An 18803-nucleotide genomic window follows, 5' to 3' on the forward strand; every position below is an offset into this window, starting at 1 on the left:
GCGTCTTTTTAAGGAGAAATTGTTGTGATTATGCGGTTACTGAAAGGAATCATTGCTGCACTGTTATTGGTTAATATTTCATCCTGTTTTGCGGGGATCGTGATTGGTGGTACGCGAGTTATTTTCCCCGGCAGTGAGATGGATACAACGATCTCTATTTATAACAAAGAGACTGAGCTTCCCTATCTTATTCAGGCATGGGTTGAGCCGTTTGACAGTAAAGATAAAAGTAAACCTCCTTTTACTGTTGTTCCTCCGGTGTCTCGCCTGGAAGCCAGCCAGGAAAAGATCCTGCGAATAATTAAAACTGCCGGTGATTTACCGAAAGATTGCGAATCTGTTTTCTGGCTGAGTGTGAAAAATATTCCCCCTACCAGCACCGACAAAGACAGCAGTAAGCTGGAAATTGCGGTGAAAACCAAAATCAAACTTTTCTGGCGCCCGGCGGGCATTACGCTCACGCCGGAAAAAGCCGTTGCCAACGTGAAATGGCATAAGCAGGGAAATAACCTGATTGTTAAGAATAACAACCCTATTCATATCAATATCATGGATGTGCTGATTGATGGAAAAGATGTACCGCTCAATATGATTCGCCCCTTTGAAACCTTAACCCTGCCTTTGCCTTCTGGCAGCGGCGGCCATTCACTGGACTGGCGCTTTATCTATGATACTGGCGCAGTGAGCAAGGCTCAGAAACAAGCGTTGTGATGGTCTTGAGAAGGAGTTTTATGCCAGGCTCACGTCTTTTTCCCGTACTTATTTCCGGTGCGTGTTTATGTGCGGCAACTCAGGTTGACGCACAGGGGTATTCATTTAACCCACGACTGCTGGAAATTGACCACCCGGTGGATATTGATATTCGCCAGTTTAATCGCGCGAATATGCAGCCGCCTGGGGAATATAAAGTTGATGTGGTGGTGAACGGCAAAGCCTTTGAGCCACAAACTATTCGCTTTGTACAGGACCCTCCCGAGTCGGAACTTCATCCGTGTTTTGTGGCCGTGAAAGAGGCGTTGTCTGCTCTTGGCGTGAAAGTCGAGGCGTTAAAAACGCTCAACGATGTCGATAACAGCGCCTGCGTCAACCCGATGCCGCTGGTTGAGGGATCTAAATGGGTATTTGATGCCAATGCGCTGGCATTAAATATCTCCGTGCCGCAAATTTACCTTGATTCAACCGCTCAGGGTTATATTCCTCCCTCCCGCTGGGATGAAGGTATTAACGCCCTAATGGTCAACTATGATTTTTCCGGCTCGCATACCCTTAAATCAAATTACGGTTCGGAAGATGACGATACCTACTACCTGAATCTGCGAAACGGGCTGAATATCGGCGCGTGGCGTTTTCGTAACTACAGCACGGTGAATGCCACCAACAGCAGCATTGATGTTCGTTCTGCCAACAACTACGTGCAACGCGATATCGCCGCCCTGCGTAGCCAGATAATGGCTGGCGACACCTGGACGGCGAGTGATGTATTTGACGGCACCCAGATCCGCGGTGTCAGACTTTACACTGACGACGACATGCTGCCGTCGAATCTGAACAGCTTTGCCCCGGTGGTGCGCGGTATTGCTAAAAGTAACGCCACGGTCACTATTCGTCAGAATAACTATGTGATTTATCAATCGGCTGTGCCTCAGGGAGCATTTGAGATCACCGATCTTAACACCACCAGCACCGGTGGCGATCTGGACGTGACCATCAAAGAAGAAAACGGTAGCGAACAGCATTTTACCCAACCCTACTCCACGCTAGCGATTATGAAGCGAGAAGGGCAAATTGACGTTGATATAAGCGTGGGGGAAATGCGCGATGAAAACCATTTCAGACCCAAGGTTGCCCAGGCACAGATTCTGCGCGGCCTACCGTGGGGTATCACTGCCTATGGCGGCACGCAAATCGCGCAGGATTACTCTGCCGTTGCGCTAGGCATTGGTAAAGATATGGGCTCACTCGGCGCGCTCTCATTTGACGTGACTCAGGCGCATTCTCATTTTGACGATAGCGATGATGAAAAAGGGCAATCTTATCGTTTTCTCTACTCTAAACGCTTCGATAATACCGATACCACTTTCCGCCTGGTGGGCTACCGCTATTCAACGCAGGGATACTACTCACTCAATGAGTGGGCCTCTCGTCAGAACGACAGCGAAAATTTCTGGAACACCGGGAACCGGCGCAGCCGGCTTGAAGGTACCTGGACGCAAGCATTTCCCAACGGGTATGGCAGTCTTTATTTAACGTTAAGCCGCCAGGAGTACTGGAAGACCAACGCCGTCGATCGCATGGTGCAGTTTGGCTATAGCAATCGCTGGCGAACAGTGTCATGGAACCTTTCATGGAATTATATCGACTCGGTTGGCACCTACTACGCTAACAATAATGGTTACGCAAACGAGAATAATAACGACCACGAACAGACGGTTATGCTTACACTCTCCTTCCCGCTGTCAGGAAGTATGACGAACAGCTACGTCGACTACTCCATGATGCAGAATAATCACCATGACAGTTCCATACAGGCGGGGATCGGCGGTACGCTGCTGGAAGATCGCAACCTCTCTTATAACGTTCAGGGCGCCTGGAATAACGCGGATAACGCCGCCTACAGCAGCAATGCTAGCCTCGACTATGATGGCACTTATGGTTCCATTAACGGCAGCTATGCCTGGAGCCGCGACACTCAAACCTTTAACTATGGCGCTCGTGGCGGCATTCTGGTACATGGCAGCGGTGTGACGTTCTCACAGGAACTGGGAGAAACAGTTGCACTGGTGGAAGCGCCTGGCGCGGCAGGGCTATCAGTGGAAAATGAAGGCGGCGTGTCGACCGACTGGCGGGGTTATACGGTGAAAACCCAGATGAATGCCTACGGTGAAAACCGGGTCGCCATCGACAGCCGCTACTTCTCGCGCGCCAATGTTGAGCTGGATAACACGGTGGTGAATCTGGTGCCGACGCGCGGTGCGGTGGTGAAAGCAACATTTGTTACCCATGTGGGATATCGCGTGCTGTTTACGGTAACGTTAGCCAATGGCAAGCCCGCGCCGTTTGGTTCGATGGTTTCGGCTGAACTGGAAGCCGGTACGGTGACGGGCATTGTGGGCTATAACGGCGAAGTGTATCTTGCCGGGATGCCGGAAGAGGGTGATTTCGCATTAAGCTGGGGAAATAATGCCACGGACAAATGTATGGCACATTACTCATTTACAGCTAAACCGCAGGATACGAGTTTAGTTCAGCTTAATACCGCGTGTCATTAAAGGGATTTTACAATGAAAAAAAACTATTTAGCGTTGCTGTTTCCTCTGATATTGATGTCAGATCCCGTAATGGCTGAAGCAAATAAAGGTATGTGTGTTACCTCGTCAGGTACGCCGTTTCATAGTGTATTACCCTTTTATGGTAAAAAAATAAGCACAGTGCAGAACAAAAAAGGCCAGACGTTTAACTTTCCGACATCGACATCAGATAGTTATCCCGGGCATTGTGAATGCTCTCTGGGTAAATCCGCTCGGTTTTATTACATTTATTATACTGCCATCATGAATGAGGCTCTGACACCTACGGCTGTACGCAGCGGTGTTCATTATTATCAACTGAATGACTACCTTGACGTGGGCATTGCGATAGAAGTGTTGGGGCGAGGGAAAATTAATGCGCCTTTCGAAATGGAACAGAATATTCATCAAGGAACCTATTATGACTGTGGCCGTGTTCAGCCCCTTGATTTTACGAGCGGTGACTCCGCAACCATTTATTTTTATATCCGGGAACCCTTTATTGGAACTGTTACTATTCCGCCAACGCTAATGAGTCGGTTATATGCGACGATCAGTAATGATACACCCATTGATTATGCTCGCCCGCTGGCTGATGTGTATATTTCCGGCGATATCACCGCACCTCAGGAGTGTGAAATCAACGGCGGACAGACTATTGTCGTCGATTTTAACAAAATCCCCGCTTCAGAGTTCAGCAGTGTGCCGGGCACGGCGATAACGAGCCGAAAAATCCCGGTGAAGGTGGCGGTTAAATGTACGGGCATGTCTACCGGACAAAATATTGATATGTCGCTGCATGCCATGCAGTCCGGATCGTTATCTAAGGTGATTAGCACAGACAATCCCAATGTTGGGATCATTATGTATGATGAGTATGGCAATGCCACCGATGTTAACGGCGGACTCATGGACATTGACATGGGGCGAATCGTCTCAGGACGTGAGACGGGGGAGTTTAATTTTTCAGCCGCGCCAGCCAGCACCACCAGCACACGACCACAGCCGGGTATCTTTACCGCTGAGGCTACCATCATTGTGGAAATAAAAAACTGATCTTTCATGGGGCGGCTGTTTATGACAGTCGCTGTCATATTTCCCCGCCCGGACCTCATTCGTCGCAAAAAAAATGGCATTTCCACGAATATCATATGAATTAATTTCAATTTTTTCATGTAGTTAAAAGAACGTTTTTCGTTGTCATAAAACTGTCATATTTCGTACATTTAACTGTCACCTGTTTGTCCTATTTTGCTCACAGTAGCAACTCAAACAACAATTTACGAAAACCGTGCAGGAGACATTATGAAAGTTATGCGTACCACTGTCGCAACTGTTGTCGCCGCGACCTTATCCATGAGCGCGTTCTCTGCGTTTGCTGCAGCGAGCCTGACAGGTGCAGGTGCAACCTTTCCTGCGCCAGTGTATGCCAAATGGGCAGATACCTATCAGAAAGAGACCGGTAGCAAAGTAAACTACCAGGGTATCGGCTCCTCCGGTGGTGTAAAACAAATTACGGCCAATACCGTTGATTTCGGCGCCTCTGATGCCCCGTTATCTGACGAAAAATTGGCGCAAGAAGGCCTGTTCCAGTTCCCAACCGTGATCGGTGGCGTGGTGCTGGCGGTGAACATCCCTGGGCTGAAATCCGGCGAGCTGGTGCTGGACGGTAAAACGCTGGGCGACATCTACCTCGGTAAAATTAAAAAGTGGGATGATGAAGCCATCACCAAACTGAATCCGGGTCTGAAACTGCCTTCACAGAATATCGCCGTTGTGCGTCGTGCTGACGGCTCCGGTACTTCCTTCGTCTTCACCAGCTACCTGGCAAAAGTAAACGAAGAGTGGAAATCTAAAATTGGTTCCGGCTCTACTGTTAACTGGCCGACCGGTCTGGGTGGTAAAGGTAACGACGGTATCGCCGCGTTCGTACAGCGTCTGCCGGGCTCTATCGGCTACGTTGAGTACGCTTACGCTAAGCAGAATAACCTGGCGTACACCAAGCTTGTTTCTGCTGACGGTAAACCGGTAAGCCCGACCGAAGAGAGCTTCGCTAACGCCGCAAAAGGCGCTGACTGGAGCAAAACCTTCGCTCAGGATCTGACTAACCAGAAAGGTGACGACGCGTGGCCAATCACTTCCACCACCTTCATTCTGGTACATAAAGAGTCGAAGAAACCAGAGCAGAGCGCAGAAGTGCTGAAGTTCTTCGACTGGGCGTACAAAAACGGCGGCAAACAGGCTAACGACCTGGATTACGCCAGCCTGCCGGACAGCGTGGTTGAGCAGGTTCGTGCTGCATGGAAGACCAACGTGAAAGACAGCAGCGGTAAAGCGCTGTACTAAATACCCGTCATACTTCGAGCCGCAGCGGTGTTGGCTGTGTTTGTTCACCCCAGTCACATAGTGAATCTATGTGACTGGGGATTAATGAGGGACATCCTTGTCCCTCACCGAAGGCAGCCTCCGGCTGTTCAAATTCGTTCCTGACGAATTTGTCACAAGCTTGCCGCCTTGCTGCAACTCGAATTATTTAGGGTATGGCATTACGTTAGCCGGGAAGCACGATAAAATGCGTGCTTCCTGGCCCAAACTTAAAGAGTGATTTATGGCTGCAACCAAGCCTGCTTTTAACCCACCGGGTAAAAAAGGTGACATGATCTTCAGCGCGCTGGTAAGACTGGCTGCGCTGATTGTACTATTGATGTTGGGTGGCATTATTGTCTCCCTGGTCATCTCCTCCTGGCCAAGTATCCAAAAATTTGGCTTCGCATTCTTGTGGACTAAAGAATGGGATGCGCCGAACGATATCTACGGTGCTTTAGTACCGATTTACGGTACGCTGGTTACCTCACTTATTGCGTTGCTGATTGCCGTTCCGGTGAGTTTCGGCATTGCGCTGTTCCTGACTGAACTTGCTCCTGGCTGGCTGCGTCGCCCGCTGGGCATCGCTATTGAACTGCTGGCGGCAATTCCAAGTATCGTGTACGGCATGTGGGGGTTGTTTATTTTTGCCCCGCTGTTTGCGACTTATTTCCAGGAACCGGTCGGAAACATCCTTTCCAACATTCCGTTTGTTGGCGCGCTGTTCTCCGGCCCGGCATTTGGGATCGGTATTCTGGCGGCTGGCGTGATACTCGCCATCATGATCATCCCGTACATTGCGGCGGTAATGCGCGATGTATTCGAACAAACGCCGGTGCTGATGAAAGAGTCAGCCTATGGCATCGGTTGCACCACCTGGGAAGTTATCTGGCGCATCGTCCTGCCGTTCACCAAAAATGGCGTGATCGGCGGCGTGATGCTCGGTCTGGGCCGTGCGCTCGGTGAAACCATGGCGGTCACCTTTATCATCGGCAACACCTACCAGCTCGATAGCGCCTCGCTGTACATGCCGGGCAACAGTATTACCTCTGCGCTGGCGAATGAATTTGCCGAAGCGGAATCTGGGCTGCACGTTGCCGCGTTGATGGAGCTGGGTCTGATTCTGTTTGTGATCACCTTCATCGTGCTGGCGGCATCTAAGTTCATGATCATGCGCCTTGCGAAGAACGAGGGGGCACGCTAATGGCTACGCTTGAAATGCAAAACACCGCTCAGCTTGCGGAATCCCGTCGTAAAATGCAGGCGCGTCGTCGCCTGAAGAACCGCATCGCGCTGACGCTCTCAATGGCGACCATGGCGTTCGGTTTGTTCTGGTTGATCTGGATCCTGATGTCCACGATCACCCGTGGTATTGACGGTATGTCGCTGGCGCTGTTCACCGAAATGACGCCGCCGCCGAATACGGCGGGTGGTGGTCTGGCGAACGCCCTGGCCGGTAGCGGTCTGTTGATTCTGTGGGCGACCGTGTTTGGTACCCCGCTTGGTATTATGGCGGGTATCTACCTGGCGGAGTATGGGCGTAAGTCCTGGCTGGCTGAGGTCATCCGCTTTATCAACGACATTCTGCTTTCTGCGCCATCCATCGTGGTCGGTCTGTTCGTTTACACCATCGTAGTAGCAAAAATGGAGCATTTCTCCGGCTGGGCGGGCGTAATCGCGCTGGCGCTGCTGCAGGTGCCTATTGTTATTCGTACCACAGAGAACATGCTCAAGCTGGTGCCGGATAGCCTGCGTGAAGCCGCCTATGCGCTGGGTACGCCGAAGTGGAAGATGATTTCTGCAATCACCCTGAAGGCGTCTGTCTCGGGCATCATTACAGGGGTTCTGCTGGCTATTGCACGTATCGCCGGTGAAACGGCTCCGCTGCTGTTTACGTCGCTCTCCAATCAGTTCTGGAGCACCGACATGATGCAGCCAATTGCCAACCTGCCGGTCACTATCTTTAAGTTTGCAATGAGCCCGTTTGCTGAGTGGCAACAACTGGCCTGGGCTGGGGTACTGATTATTACCCTGTGCGTACTGCTGCTGAACATTCTGGCGCGCGTCATTTTCGCGAAGAAGAAACACGGTTAATTTTTTACGGCGTGGCGGATGCGGCGCCGGATGAGGAAGAGATTGAAATGAGTATGGTTGATACTGCCCCAGGTAAGATTCAGGTTCGTGATTTGAACTTCTACTATGGCAAATTCCATGCCCTGAAGAACATCAACCTGGATATCGCGAAAAACCAGGTCACAGCGTTTATCGGGCCGTCAGGTTGTGGTAAGTCGACGCTGCTGCGTACTTTCAACAAAATGTTTGAGCTGTACCCAGAGCAGCGTGCGGAAGGTGAAATCCTGCTGGATGGTGACAATATTCTCACCAACACCCAGGATATCGCGCTGCTGCGTGCCAAAGTCGGCATGGTGTTCCAGAAGCCGACGCCGTTCCCAATGTCTATTTACGACAACATCGCGTTTGGCGTACGTTTGTTTGAGAAACTCTCTCGTGCGGATATGGACGAGCGTGTGCAGTGGGCATTGACCAAGGCCGCATTGTGGAATGAAACCAAAGATAAATTACACCAGAGCGGGTACTCTCTCTCCGGTGGTCAGCAGCAGCGTCTGTGTATTGCGCGCGGTATTGCCATTCGCCCGGAAGTGCTACTGCTTGATGAGCCGTGTTCAGCGCTCGACCCGATTTCTACCGGGCGTATTGAAGAGCTGATCACTGAGCTGAAAGAAGATTACACCGTTGTTATCGTTACCCACAACATGCAGCAGGCTGCGCGTTGTTCCGATCACACGGCATTTATGTACCTGGGCGAGTTGATTGAGTTCAGTAATACGGACGATCTGTTCACCAAGCCCGCGAAGAAACAAACTGAAGATTACATTACTGGCCGCTACGGTTGATATGCCCGGGCATCTGGAGAAATGATGGACAATTTAAACCTTAATAAACATATTTCCGGCCAGTTCAATGCAGAGCTGGAAAGCATCCGTACCCAGGTGATGACCATGGGGGGCATGGTAGAGCAGCAGCTTTCTGATGCGATTACCGCCATGCACAATCAGGATAGCGAGCTGGCGAAGCGCGTCATTGAAGGCGATAAGAACGTCAATATGATGGAAGTGGCGATCGACGAAGCCTGCGTGCGCATCATCGCCAAGCGTCAACCTACCGCCAGCGACCTGCGTCTGGTGATGGCGATTATCAAAACCATTGCCGAGCTGGAACGTATTGGCGACGTTGCCGACAAAATTTGCCGCACCGCGCTGGAGAAGTTTTCGCAACAGCATCAGCCGTTGCTGGTTAGCCTGGAGTCGCTGGGCCGTCACACCGTACAAATGCTGCATGACGTGCTGGATGCGTTTGCGCGTATGGATCTCGATGAAGCGGTACGTATTTATCGCGAAGATAAGAAAGTCGACCAGGAGTATGAAGGCATCGTGCGTCAGCTGATGACCTACATGATGGAAGACCCGCGTACCATTCCAAGCGTACTGACCGCACTGTTCTGCGCACGTTCAATCGAGCGTATCGGTGACCGCTGCCAGAATATCTGCGAATACATCTTCTACTTCGTGAAGGGGCAGGATTTCCGTCACGTGGGCGGAGATGAGCTTGATAAACTGCTGGCGGGCAAAGACCCGAAAGAGTGATGTTTGTGGCGGGTGGCGTTAACGCTTACCCGCCCTATCTCAACTTAACGCGTAATATTCCAACCCCGCGCCTTCCACAATTCCGGCAACTGCGCCAGATCTGTAAAGGTCGTGACTTTTGGGTTTTCGATCGGTTTGTTATGCGGATCGGCACAGAAGTAGAACACTTCCATCCCCGCGGCAATTCCCGCCTGCGCGCCTGCGCTGGAATCATCAACCAGAATGCAGTTCTCAACGTTAACGTCCATTGCTTTTGCCGCATGGAACATCAGGGCCGGATCGGGCTTCCAGCGTTGGATATCGTAGCCGCTGAACAGTAAATCAGGAAAATGGTGCAACATGCCCAGCTTACCCAGCGAATGCTGCATTTTGCTGACCGGACCGTTTGATACTACGCACATCGGTACTGTCATGCAGTCCAGCAGAGCATTTGCCCCAGCGATAACCTCCAGTTCCGAGTCGAACAGGCGTGCGACCTCAGCGCGGTAAACGGGCTCTAAATTGGCTTTCTCCAGCGTAACGCCGTGCTCTTCGTTGATGATATCGATGATTTCGTAGAGTTTTACGCCTTTAAAGCGTTTGAACACCTCTTCGAGATCGAGTTTGATACCGAACTCCTGGAACATGGCGACATACGCGCGGGAACAGATCACTTCACTGTCGACCAGCGTACCGTCGCAGTCAAAAAATACCGCTTCTATCTGGGACATGCCTTCCTCTTATCGCTAGTTTAACGTTTACGTCATGCTTATTTACGCCACGCAATCGTTGCCGTATAAGCAAAATCAATGAAAAAAGTTGCTCATAACCCAACCCTATTGTCGCATTTTGGTATAGGATAGCGACGAATTTTCCCTCCTTGTTCGGAAATTGATAATGAGTCAACAACACACAACCCAGGCTTCTGGCCAGGGGATGCTGGAACGCGTGTTCAAACTGCGCGAACATGGCACAACGGCACGGACCGAAGTGATCGCCGGTTTAACCACTTTCCTGACGATGGTGTATATCGTTTTTGTTAACCCGCAAATTCTTGGCGTGGCTGGCATGGATACCAGCGCCGTCTTTGTTACCACCTGCCTTATTGCTGCATTTGGTAGCATCCTGATGGGGCTTTTTGCCAACCTGCCGGTCGCACTTGCGCCTGCTATGGGCCTGAACGCATTCTTTGCCTTCGTGGTCGTTGGCGCGATGGGCCTGTCATGGCAGATCGGTATGGGCGCAATCTTCTGGGGTGCGGTAGGTTTGCTGCTACTGACAATTTTCCGCGTACGTTACTGGATGATTGCCAACATCCCGGTGAGCCTGCGCGTGGGGATCACCAGCGGTATCGGTCTGTTCATCGGTATGATGGGGCTAAAAAACGCCGGCGTTATCGTCGCCAACAAAGACACGCTGGTGTCGATTGGCAACCTGACGTCCCACAGCGTGCTGCTCGGTATTTTGGGCTTTTTTATCATTGCGATTCTGGCGTCACGTAACATTCACGCAGCAGTACTAATTTCTATCATTGTGACCACGCTGCTGGGCTGGATGCTGGGTGATGTCCATTACAACGGGATCGTCTCCGCGCCGCCGAGCGTGATGTCGGTTATCGGGCATGTTGACCTGGCCGGTTCGTTTAACATTGGCCTTGCAGGCGTGATTTTCTCGTTCATGCTGGTTAACTTGTTTGACTCCTCCGGTACGCTGATTGGCGTGACGGATAAAGCCGGCCTGGCAGACGCGAAGGGCAAGTTCCCACGCATGAAGCAGGCGCTGTATGTGGATAGCGTGTCCTCTGTTACCGGCGCGTTTATTGGTACCTCTTCCGTTACTGCCTATATTGAATCCTCTTCCGGGGTGTCGGTTGGTGGCCGTACCGGCCTGACTGCAGTCGTCGTTGGCCTGCTGTTCCTGCTGGTTATCTTCCTGTCGCCGCTGGCGGGAATGGTGCCGGGATATGCCGCCGCCGGTGCGCTGATTTACGTTGGTGTCCTGATGACATCAAGCCTGTCGCGCGTGAAGTGGGAAGACCTGACCGAAGCGGTTCCGGCGTTTATTACCGCCGTGATGATGCCGTTTAGCTTCTCGATCACCGAAGGTATCGCACTGGGCTTTATTTCCTACTGTGTGATGAAAATCGGTACCGGACGTTTCCGCGATCTCAGCCCGTGCGTCATTGTTGTTGCGCTGCTGTTTGTACTGAAGATTGTGTTTATCGACGCGCATTAATGTAGAACATGCTTCGGCTTTGTTATCAAGGCTGAAGCATTTCCTGTCTGATTGTCTTTTATTCCTGCCCCAAAATATCAAGCCTGAAAATTATCTCTCTGCGGACAAATCATCTCTGTTATTTATGCCCGTGTTTTAGCGAGTTGTGGTTTCTTCTGGTGAATTATCTGTTAACAAATTGAAATGTTTTTACTTTGGTTTTTTTGAAATATCAAAAATAGCCTTAGTAAATGCAGGGGCTATTTCAACTTTCGCACAGGCATTTTTCGTTACTGTTTCTTATCTCTATTAAAAGGAGTTTAGAAATGAAGAAGACTGTCATTGCGACGTTCTGTATCTCTCTGTTTTTTCCGCTATTCGCAAACGCTACCACCAGCGTGACGCTGGATGGTCATTCATTAACACTGGATGATGCCTGGGCCATTGCTCAGGGGGAAAAACAGGTTGAGATCGCTGCCACTGCGATGGATCGCGTCGATAAAGCCAATAAACTTTTAATGATTGCTGCCGGAAAAGGCGTTCCCGTTTACGGACTGACAGTAGGAGTGGGACTCAATAAAGACAAATCTTTGTTTGATGCGCATGGAAAACTGACTCCGGAGGTTATTCAGGCCTCTCGTGAGTTTAATATCAACGCGCTGCATGCGCATGCGGCGGGCGTTGGTCCAGACATGCCGGATGAACTGGTGCGTCTGGCTATGGTGATTCGCCTGAATACGATGTTAACGGGAAATACCGGCGCCCAACCGCAGGTTGCCAAAATGTATCAGCAGTTTCTCAATAAGCACATTACCCCCGTCGTGCCCTCACGGGGCTCTGTGGGTGAAGCTGATATCACGCTTGCCTCTCATATCGGCGATGTGATGATTGGTGAATGGCGCGTTCGCGTGAAAGGTGTCGAGATGGATTCGGCAAAAGCGCTGAAACAGGCGGGTATTGATAAGCTGGAACCACTCGGCAAAGATGCGCTGTCGATTCTTTCTTCCAATGCAGTATCAACGGCTTATTCTGCGCAGGCTCTGCTGGAGTCCAGACAGATTATTAACGTCACCCCGGCGGTGTTCGGTTTATCACTGGAAGCGCTGAATGGCAACGTTGCGCCATTCCTGTACCAGAGTTTAAGCGTTAGACCTTTCCCTGGCATTCAGGATACTGCCGAAGCGATTCGAACTGCGCTTACGGGTTCTTATCTCTGGCAACATCAGGATGGACGTCCTTTGCAGGACCCGCTCTCTTTCCGTACGACGGTATTTGTGCTTAATGAAGCGCGTCGCGAATGGAATGAAGCCTGGCAAATGCTGGAAATCCAGATGAACAGCTCGGATGACAATCCCGCAGTAATCGTGAATGCCGATCGTTCTTTGGCGGAAAATAGCCAGGTTGAGCAGTATTTCGTGAGCGCAAAAGAGGCCAATGGCGAAACCCTCAGCGGCGCGATTTTCCCGACCTCTAATTTTGAACCGCTGCCTCTGGCGCTGGCGATTCAGAATCTGTCTTTGGCGATGGGACATCTGGCGCATAACAGCGTGCAGCGCACTTTGCATTTATCTGACGATCATTTTACCGGACTGAGTCGTTTCCTCGCTTCCGACACCAATCAGCAGGGACATGCCTTCGGCGCTATTCAGAAGCCACAGGTTGCGTTACTGGCGGATATTCGCGACCTGGTTAACCCGGTATCACTGGATGGACAACCGATGGCGGGAACGATTGAAGATACCTACACCAACAATCTCCGGGCGTCCAAGCGATTGAGTCAAATCGCGGATGATATGCGCAGTATTTATGGTCTGGAACTGTTGCACGCCAGTCAGGCTGTCGATCTACGGAAACAGAAAAATCCTGACCTGAAGTTGGGTGAGATGACCGGCAAACTCTTTGCCGCCTATCGTGAAAAAGTACCGTTTGTTGTGCAGGATAGGATTTTTACTGACAACATTGCTGATTCATCCGCGTTAGTTGCATCGTTTCCTTCCGGTTCCCTGGTCAGTACGCAAGCTGGGAGCAAATGACGACAATGAAAAAAACCGTTAATGCGTCGCGGCGAGCCTTTTTGACGAAAAGTACCCTCCTGGCGACCGGCGGCGCGCTTACGGCGCTGACTGGAAAGGCGCTGGCGCAGGATAACTGTGCCCCGGCTTCGTTGGTTCGTTACCATAAAGTCTATGATGTGATCGTTGTCGGAAGCGGCTTTGCCGGACTGGCTGCTGCACTTGAAGCCGCTCAGGCTGGCCGCAGCGTGCTGGTGATTGAAAAGATGCCCGTTTTTGGTGGCAACTCAGCGATTAACGGCGGTGCGGTTGCCGTAGCCGGATCGCCTGCGCAGAAAAAAGAAGGGATCGTCGATTCACCAGAGTTGATGTTTAAGGACATGCTGAAAGCTGGGCGTGGGCTAAATGATAAAGACCAGTTGAAGATTCTCGTTAACAACACGACCGCTGCATATGAGTTTACCCTACAACACGGTGTAAAATATAAACCGTTCGTACAGCATTTTGGCGGTCACTCTGTCCCTCGTACGTTGCAAACGGTAGAGAGTTCCGGGGCGGGGATCACTCGGCCGCTAAAAGAGTCCGCCATGAAAATGGGCGTTATTTTTCGCGCCCAATGCAAGCTGGAATCTTTTCTGCAAAATTCGCAAGGACGTGTTATCGGTCTGACGGTACGTGACGGCTATCGTTTTCCGGATGAACAGAGCGGCAAGATAAGGCATTACGGCGCGCGTTACGGCGTGGTGATGTGTTCTGGCGGTTTTTCCAATGATCTGCGTTTTCGTAAAATGCAAAACCCCATGCTGGATGAGCGTGTCGATTCCACCAACCACCCTGGTGCTACGTCGGAATGTCTGGTGCAAATGCTACGTATTGGCGCAACGCCGGTGCAGCTTGATCTTATCCAGCTAGGCCCCTGGTCTTCGCCAGACGAACGCGGATTTGGCTACGTTTCGCAGTTCAATACCATCTCAGGTTTTCCTAACGGAATTATGGTTAACCCTCGTTCTGGTCATCGCTTCACAAATGAGCTTGCTGATCGTAAAGAGCGTGAAGAGGGGATTCTGGCGCAGGTGGATGAGAAAGGGGATCCACTTTATCCCATCTGCTTCACCACGCTTGAAGGTGCGAAACTGGCTCAAAGTCTGAAGCATGCCTTGCATTATGGTGTCGCCTGGCAGTTTGACTCACTGGATCAGTTGGCGGCGCATTTCGGCATACCTTTCGACGTACTGCAAGAAGAGGTGGAGGCCTACAATGCGGCCGTTGCGCGCAAAGGTGGCGATCGCATGAAAAAAGATGTGAGTCGTGCGGTTCCGTTAGACAAAGGGCCATTTGTTGCCGTACGCGTATGGCCTAAAGTGCACTACGTCATGGGTGGTGTGCAGATCAGTATGCGCACAGAGGTACTCAACGCGGCTGATAGCAAACCCATCCCCGGTCTGTACGCTGCCGGAGAAGCGACAGCAGGTTCGCATGGTGGAAGTCGTCTGGGGAGCTGTGCCGTTGCGGATTGCCTGGTTTTTGGCCGAATTGCGGGGCTTAGCGTTGCCTCAGCAACTGCTGCGGATGAAGCCTTTGACGTTGAGGGAATTTAATATGGCAAAATTATGGATAGCCCTGCTGTTGCTGTGTATTGGTGGTTTTTCCCAGGTCATCGCTGCGACTGACGACGAAGCTGCTTTTCATCAGCAACTGAATACAATGAACGTCAAGCCTTATCACCATTCACTGGAGTCCACCGGACGCAATACATCATGTCAGTTATGTCACGGTTCCAGCACGCCCGTCGCGGCGCCGAATGATAAGTCCTGCCTGAGTTGCCACGGTTCGCGCGACCAGATTGCTGAGTTAACGCAACCCAATCCGCATGACAAGAATGCTGAGCCCAACCCGCATGATTCAATGCACTACGGCAAAGATGTTCCTTGTACCGCTTGTCATAACGAACATAAACCCTCGGTAATTTATTGTAATAATTGCCATCTCTTTAAATACCCGGATATGAAGCCATGAGGGACATCATGCGCGGATTATTAACAAGAGGGCTATTCTTTCTGCTGGTGGGATGGATACCCCTGTCGGGATATTGTGCGCCAGTGCCGGCAGCGCAGCTCAATCAACCTTGTCTGGCATGCCACGCTGATGGCGATATTCAGGGGATCTCGACGGACAAAGTGCAGGCGAATTTAGTTGTCTCTGCCGATAAATATCACGACAGCGTGCATGGTGAAGTGCCGTGTATCGCCTGCCATCAGAGCCAACCCGGAAGCGAGGGATTTTCTGTCACCCCGCATGTTCTGAAGCCGGGCGACGACCAAAACTGCGAAAGTTGTCATGGTGTGGCCATGCGCGATACGGTGCATGCCGTACAGCAGAGTGTCCACAGTGAAAAGATAGCCAAAGGACTCTTCTCTTGTACCTCATGCCATAACGCGCACACCATGACGGCGGGAGAACTAAACCATCCGGGTAAACAACGGGTTGCCGACGACAATTTGATGTGCACGAATTGTCATTCGCGGGCGGGAGTCTTTACACAGCTGTCTGGTGGGAAAAGATCTACATCTCAGGATATGGCGCACTCTGCGTTGCCTTATGCTTCTGAACATCTCAACAGTTTACGTTGCATCGACTGCCATGCCGATGCTGCGGATACCACTTTGCATCGTATTCTGCCTTCTTCAAAAGCCATCAGCTGTATACAGTGTCATGGCGATGGAACGCTGCTAACCGCTCGGCGAAAAACGTTCGCGCCTGATGAAAATGCCATGGCAGGTAGCTTGTTAGGGAAAGGATTATTTGATGATGTCTCTCTTAGAGAAAAACTGACGGCGGTGGCGCCTCCTGTTCCCGCTGTTCGTCAGATAGATGGTGTGTTATTTACCGATACCTACATGATTGGTAATAACGGCAGCGGTCAGGCCGATCGCTTCATTGCCTGGGCGCTGGGCGGCTTCGTAGTGTTGCTACTCTGTCATGGTTTGGGGCGGCTAATCATGTCGCGTCGCAAGGCAGATATGCCGCTGGAGAAAAGTTACCTCTACACGCTGCCTGTTCGCTGCTGGCACTGGCTGAACGCACTCTGTTTTGCCGCGCTAATTATCAGCGGCTGTGCCTTGCACTGGGTGAGTGCGCGATTCTCGATGTGGGTTGATGTACACAATATTGCAGGGGTATCGCTGTGTGTTATATGGCTGGGTTTTATCCTGGTGGCGATGTGCGGCAACGGGCATCATTATCAGGTGCGCTGGCAGGGTATTACGGGGCGACTTATCCGTCAGACTCGTTACTACCTGTATGGCATTTTCCGGGGTGAACCTCACCCGGAACATGCGTCGCCAGCGGCTAAATTCAATATTCTCCAGCAACTGGGCTATATTGGCGTGATGTTCCTGTTATTGCCGCTGCTCATTGTAACCGGATTACTGATGATGTACCCCGGTTATACGCCAGAAACCCTGTTTGCGTTACCGGGTAAGCAGGTTGTGGCCTGGCTCCATTACGCTTTGGCTGTCGTGATGGTGGCATTTATCATCGTGCATCTCTATTTATGTAGTACGGGGGATACGCCGGGGGCACTGATTAAAGGTATGCTCGACGGTTTCCATCGCGCCAGAAAACAAAAATAAAGGCTGCTCCCCTTTTCCTGAAGAGGGAAAGGGGACGTCAGATTATTTTTCTTTCACCACAATGCCCAGTTTTTTTATTTTGCTGTATAGCGTGTTGCTGTTAACCCCAAGTAACTCTGCTGCACCGCCTTTACCTGATATTTTCCCCTGACTTTGTTGTAACGCCATTTGGATATGTTGGCGCATTGCGTCATCAAGCGGAGGGATGGCTATCGCATTTCTCTCCTTTGGTAGGACAATGTGTAACTCATTGCCCGTGCAACGGAAAAACGCATTTTCTAATAATCCTATCAATTCCGTAATGTTGCCCGGCCAGTGATACTTCAATAATAAGCGTAGTGAATCATCACCCAGAACAGGTAAAGAAGTGCGTTTATACTGGCTTGATAGCTTCCTCAGGTAATAGGTCAGCAGCAGAGGAATATCATCATAACGATGCCGCAAAGGTGGCAATGTAACGACCTGACAAAGGGTGTTTGCATAATGTTGGTTTGTCAGACAGTGAGTGGATATATCGTGATGAAGTGTGTTTTTTACCATTGAAAATGGAAGTGTTTGTATGGCAATAATCTGTAGCTGGCAATACTCACTGTAATTTGAGTGCAGCGCCAGTAAAAACGTTTGCCAACGATCCGGAAAAGAATTTATTTCTTTTATCAGTAAAGATCCCTGATGCAAGATCAAAAATGAAGCTATGTTAGGTGGTTTGTTGAAATCAATAGTTATTGTGCGGTTCAGTACACCATTTTTCATGACGATCAACTGCCCCTGAGGATTAATCAATCCATAATAACCACTGCGCTTTGAACGTTGTTGCTGAAGCTCGGAAGCGAGTGAGTTTTTTCCAACTCCTTTCTCTCCCAGTAATAAAACAGGCAGTTCACTGTTTGCCAGCTTATTCAATGAATGATACAACTGAAACAGAGGAAGATTAGTTTGACTGACGACAAATTTTTCACTCTCTTCTGTGGCATATAGCTCGGGAATAGCAGGAGGCGTATTATTTAATAAAAGATTATGTCGGGAAAGGGCAATAAAGGCCAGTAAAGAGAGCTCTCCCCGTACTGATTCGAATAATTCAGCATGTTGAGGTGTAAAAGCATTAGCTCGGTGACTAAATATACCCATCGCGCCAAGCCGTAGACCATCCAGGTGCATACGCATCAGGATTAGAGATTTGATATTACGAAAGCAGGTATTAACGACATATTCAGTCAGCGGACATTGGCTCAGAGTATCGATCACTTGGGTAGAGAAGTTATCTGAGTGATTGAATCGCTTGGCTATATTTTCAGGAATCGGGATGATATCCCGTTTCAGTCGCGCTGTTTTGTGCGTCGCTAATGCTAAAAACTGGATACAGCGAATATCACTTCGATAATAGTTAAAGAAAATACCATCACAAACAATTGAATCAGGTATCGACTGTAGGCAGGCATACATGGATTTCTCCAGTTGTGTACTGCTACATAATGCGGTCCTTAGATGTGAAAATGTCCTGTCCATGGTATATCCATTGTTCACGGTAGACAAAATGTCGGAAAAATATTAGATATATTTATTGATTTTATTGCAACAGCCATGATGGTAACACTATGGCACAATAATGAAGGGGAAAAAACAGACAACAGTGATTTATAGACAGATTTA

General features: G+C 50.3%; 15 protein-coding genes. 13 read left to right on the forward strand and 2 right to left on the reverse strand.

Annotated elements, in window-relative coordinates:
- Positions 1-30: 30 nt before the first annotated feature.
- From NMD08_RS25655 to phoU, 8 genes are all read left to right on the forward strand, one after another.
- Positions 31-711, forward strand: a complete 681-nt coding sequence (locus tag NMD08_RS25655; RefSeq protein WP_151217175.1) for a fimbrial chaperone — start codon at positions 31-33, stop codon at positions 709-711.
- A 20-nt stretch (positions 712-731) separates the two neighbouring features.
- Entirely contained in the window at positions 732-3269 is a 2538-nt protein-coding gene (locus tag NMD08_RS25660) for a fimbria/pilus outer membrane usher protein (RefSeq protein WP_370619274.1), read from the forward strand.
- A gap of 12 nt (positions 3270-3281) precedes the next feature.
- On the forward strand, positions 3282-4343 hold the full coding sequence (locus tag NMD08_RS25665) for a fimbrial protein (RefSeq protein WP_286539516.1): 1062 nt from the start codon (positions 3282-3284) through the stop codon (positions 4341-4343).
- Between the two features lie 249 nt (positions 4344-4592).
- Entirely contained in the window at positions 4593-5633 is a 1041-nt protein-coding gene (gene pstS, locus NMD08_RS25670; protein ID WP_003023814.1) for a phosphate ABC transporter substrate-binding protein PstS, read from the forward strand.
- Between the two features lie 262 nt (positions 5634-5895).
- Positions 5896-6855 carry a phosphate ABC transporter permease PstC gene (gene pstC / locus NMD08_RS25675; RefSeq protein ID WP_151217169.1) on the forward strand — a complete coding sequence of 320 codons (960 nt, stop codon included), beginning with the start codon at positions 5896-5898 and terminating at the stop codon, positions 6853-6855.
- The gene (gene pstA / locus NMD08_RS25680) at positions 6855-7745 is read left to right on the forward strand and encodes a phosphate ABC transporter permease PstA (protein WP_003023819.1); all 891 of its coding nucleotides are present in this window, start codon (positions 6855-6857) and stop codon (positions 7743-7745) included. Before pstC ends, pstA begins: the two co-directional genes overlap by 1 nt.
- 47 nt (positions 7746-7792) lie before the next feature.
- Complete coding sequence (gene pstB, locus NMD08_RS25685; RefSeq protein ID WP_003023821.1) at positions 7793-8566, forward strand: phosphate ABC transporter ATP-binding protein PstB; 774 nt, start codon at positions 7793-7795, stop codon at positions 8564-8566.
- A 24-nt stretch (positions 8567-8590) separates the two neighbouring features.
- Positions 8591-9316 carry a phosphate signaling complex protein PhoU gene (gene phoU / locus NMD08_RS25690; protein ID WP_003023824.1) on the forward strand — a complete coding sequence of 242 codons (726 nt, stop codon included), beginning with the start codon at positions 8591-8593 and terminating at the stop codon, positions 9314-9316.
- A gap of 44 nt (positions 9317-9360) precedes the next feature.
- Here the strand turns inward: phoU and yieH are convergent, their stop codons facing one another.
- Complete coding sequence (gene yieH, locus NMD08_RS25695; protein WP_151224044.1) at positions 9361-10026, reverse strand: 6-phosphogluconate phosphatase; 666 nt, start codon at positions 10024-10026, stop codon at positions 9361-9363.
- A gap of 166 nt (positions 10027-10192) precedes the next feature.
- Here yieH and adeP point away from each other — a divergent pair, with 166 nt between their 5' ends.
- The 5 genes from adeP to phsC all read left to right on the forward strand — a co-directional run bounded on the left by adeP (position 10193) and on the right by phsC (position 17153).
- Positions 10193-11530 (forward strand): adenine permease AdeP, encoded by a 1338-nt coding sequence (gene adeP / locus NMD08_RS25700; protein WP_003840586.1) that lies wholly within the window; start codon positions 10193-10195, stop codon positions 11528-11530.
- 305 nt (positions 11531-11835) lie between these two features.
- Positions 11836-13542 carry a histidine ammonia-lyase gene (gene hutH / locus NMD08_RS25705; protein WP_151217166.1) on the forward strand — a complete coding sequence of 569 codons (1707 nt, stop codon included), beginning with the start codon at positions 11836-11838 and terminating at the stop codon, positions 13540-13542.
- On the forward strand, positions 13539-15119 hold the full coding sequence (locus tag NMD08_RS25710; RefSeq protein WP_247605086.1) for a flavocytochrome c: 1581 nt from the start codon (positions 13539-13541) through the stop codon (positions 15117-15119). Before hutH ends, NMD08_RS25710 begins: the two co-directional genes overlap by 4 nt.
- A 1-nt stretch (position 15120) precedes the next feature.
- A complete protein-coding gene (locus NMD08_RS25715) occupies positions 15121-15537 on the forward strand; it encodes a cytochrome c3 family protein (RefSeq protein WP_151217164.1) in 417 nt (138 codons plus the stop codon).
- 8 nt (positions 15538-15545) lie between these two features.
- A complete protein-coding gene (gene phsC, locus NMD08_RS25720; protein WP_370619277.1) occupies positions 15546-17153 on the forward strand; it encodes a thiosulfate reductase cytochrome B subunit in 1608 nt (535 codons plus the stop codon).
- 42 nt (positions 17154-17195) lie between these two features.
- Here the strand turns inward: phsC and NMD08_RS25725 are convergent, their stop codons facing one another.
- Positions 17196-18596 (reverse strand): sigma 54-interacting transcriptional regulator, encoded by a 1401-nt coding sequence (locus tag NMD08_RS25725; protein ID WP_210905548.1) that lies wholly within the window; start codon positions 18594-18596, stop codon positions 17196-17198.
- Positions 18597-18803: the final 207 nt, after the last annotated feature.

Origin of the sequence: Citrobacter meridianamericanus (genome assembly GCF_041320245.1) — a bacterium.
Taxonomy (GTDB): Bacteria; Pseudomonadota; Gammaproteobacteria; order Enterobacterales; family Enterobacteriaceae; genus Citrobacter; species Citrobacter meridianamericanus.

Excerpts from the sequence above, each read along its gene's own strand:
- NMD08_RS25660 (WP_370619274.1), top strand. The coding sequence starts at position 732 with ATGCCAGGCTCACGTCTTTTTCCCGTACTTATTTCCGGTGCGTGTTTA.
- phoU (WP_003023824.1), top strand. The coding sequence starts at position 8,591 with ATGGACAATTTAAACCTTAATAAACATATTTCCGGCCAGTTCAATGCA.
- NMD08_RS25665 (WP_286539516.1), top strand. The coding sequence starts at position 3,282 with ATGAAAAAAAACTATTTAGCGTTGCTGTTTCCTCTGATATTGATGTCA.
- pstC (WP_151217169.1), top strand. The coding sequence starts at position 5,896 with ATGGCTGCAACCAAGCCTGCTTTTAACCCACCGGGTAAAAAAGGTGAC.
- NMD08_RS25715 (WP_151217164.1), top strand. The coding sequence starts at position 15,121 with ATGGCAAAATTATGGATAGCCCTGCTGTTGCTGTGTATTGGTGGTTTT.
- NMD08_RS25655 (WP_151217175.1), top strand. The coding sequence starts at position 31 with ATGCGGTTACTGAAAGGAATCATTGCTGCACTGTTATTGGTTAATATT.
- pstA (WP_003023819.1), top strand. The coding sequence starts at position 6,855 with ATGGCTACGCTTGAAATGCAAAACACCGCTCAGCTTGCGGAATCCCGT.
- adeP (WP_003840586.1), top strand. The coding sequence starts at position 10,193 with ATGAGTCAACAACACACAACCCAGGCTTCTGGCCAGGGGATGCTGGAA.
- NMD08_RS25710 (WP_247605086.1), top strand. The coding sequence starts at position 13,539 with ATGACGACAATGAAAAAAACCGTTAATGCGTCGCGGCGAGCCTTTTTG.
- pstS (WP_003023814.1), top strand. The coding sequence starts at position 4,593 with ATGAAAGTTATGCGTACCACTGTCGCAACTGTTGTCGCCGCGACCTTA.
- pstB (WP_003023821.1), top strand. The coding sequence starts at position 7,793 with ATGAGTATGGTTGATACTGCCCCAGGTAAGATTCAGGTTCGTGATTTG.
- yieH (WP_151224044.1), bottom strand. The coding sequence starts at position 10,026 with ATGTCCCAGATAGAAGCGGTATTTTTTGACTGCGACGGTACGCTGGTC.
- phsC (WP_370619277.1), top strand. The coding sequence starts at position 15,546 with ATGCGCGGATTATTAACAAGAGGGCTATTCTTTCTGCTGGTGGGATGG.
- hutH (WP_151217166.1), top strand. The coding sequence starts at position 11,836 with ATGAAGAAGACTGTCATTGCGACGTTCTGTATCTCTCTGTTTTTTCCG.
- NMD08_RS25725 (WP_210905548.1), bottom strand. The coding sequence starts at position 18,596 with ATGTATGCCTGCCTACAGTCGATACCTGATTCAATTGTTTGTGATGGT.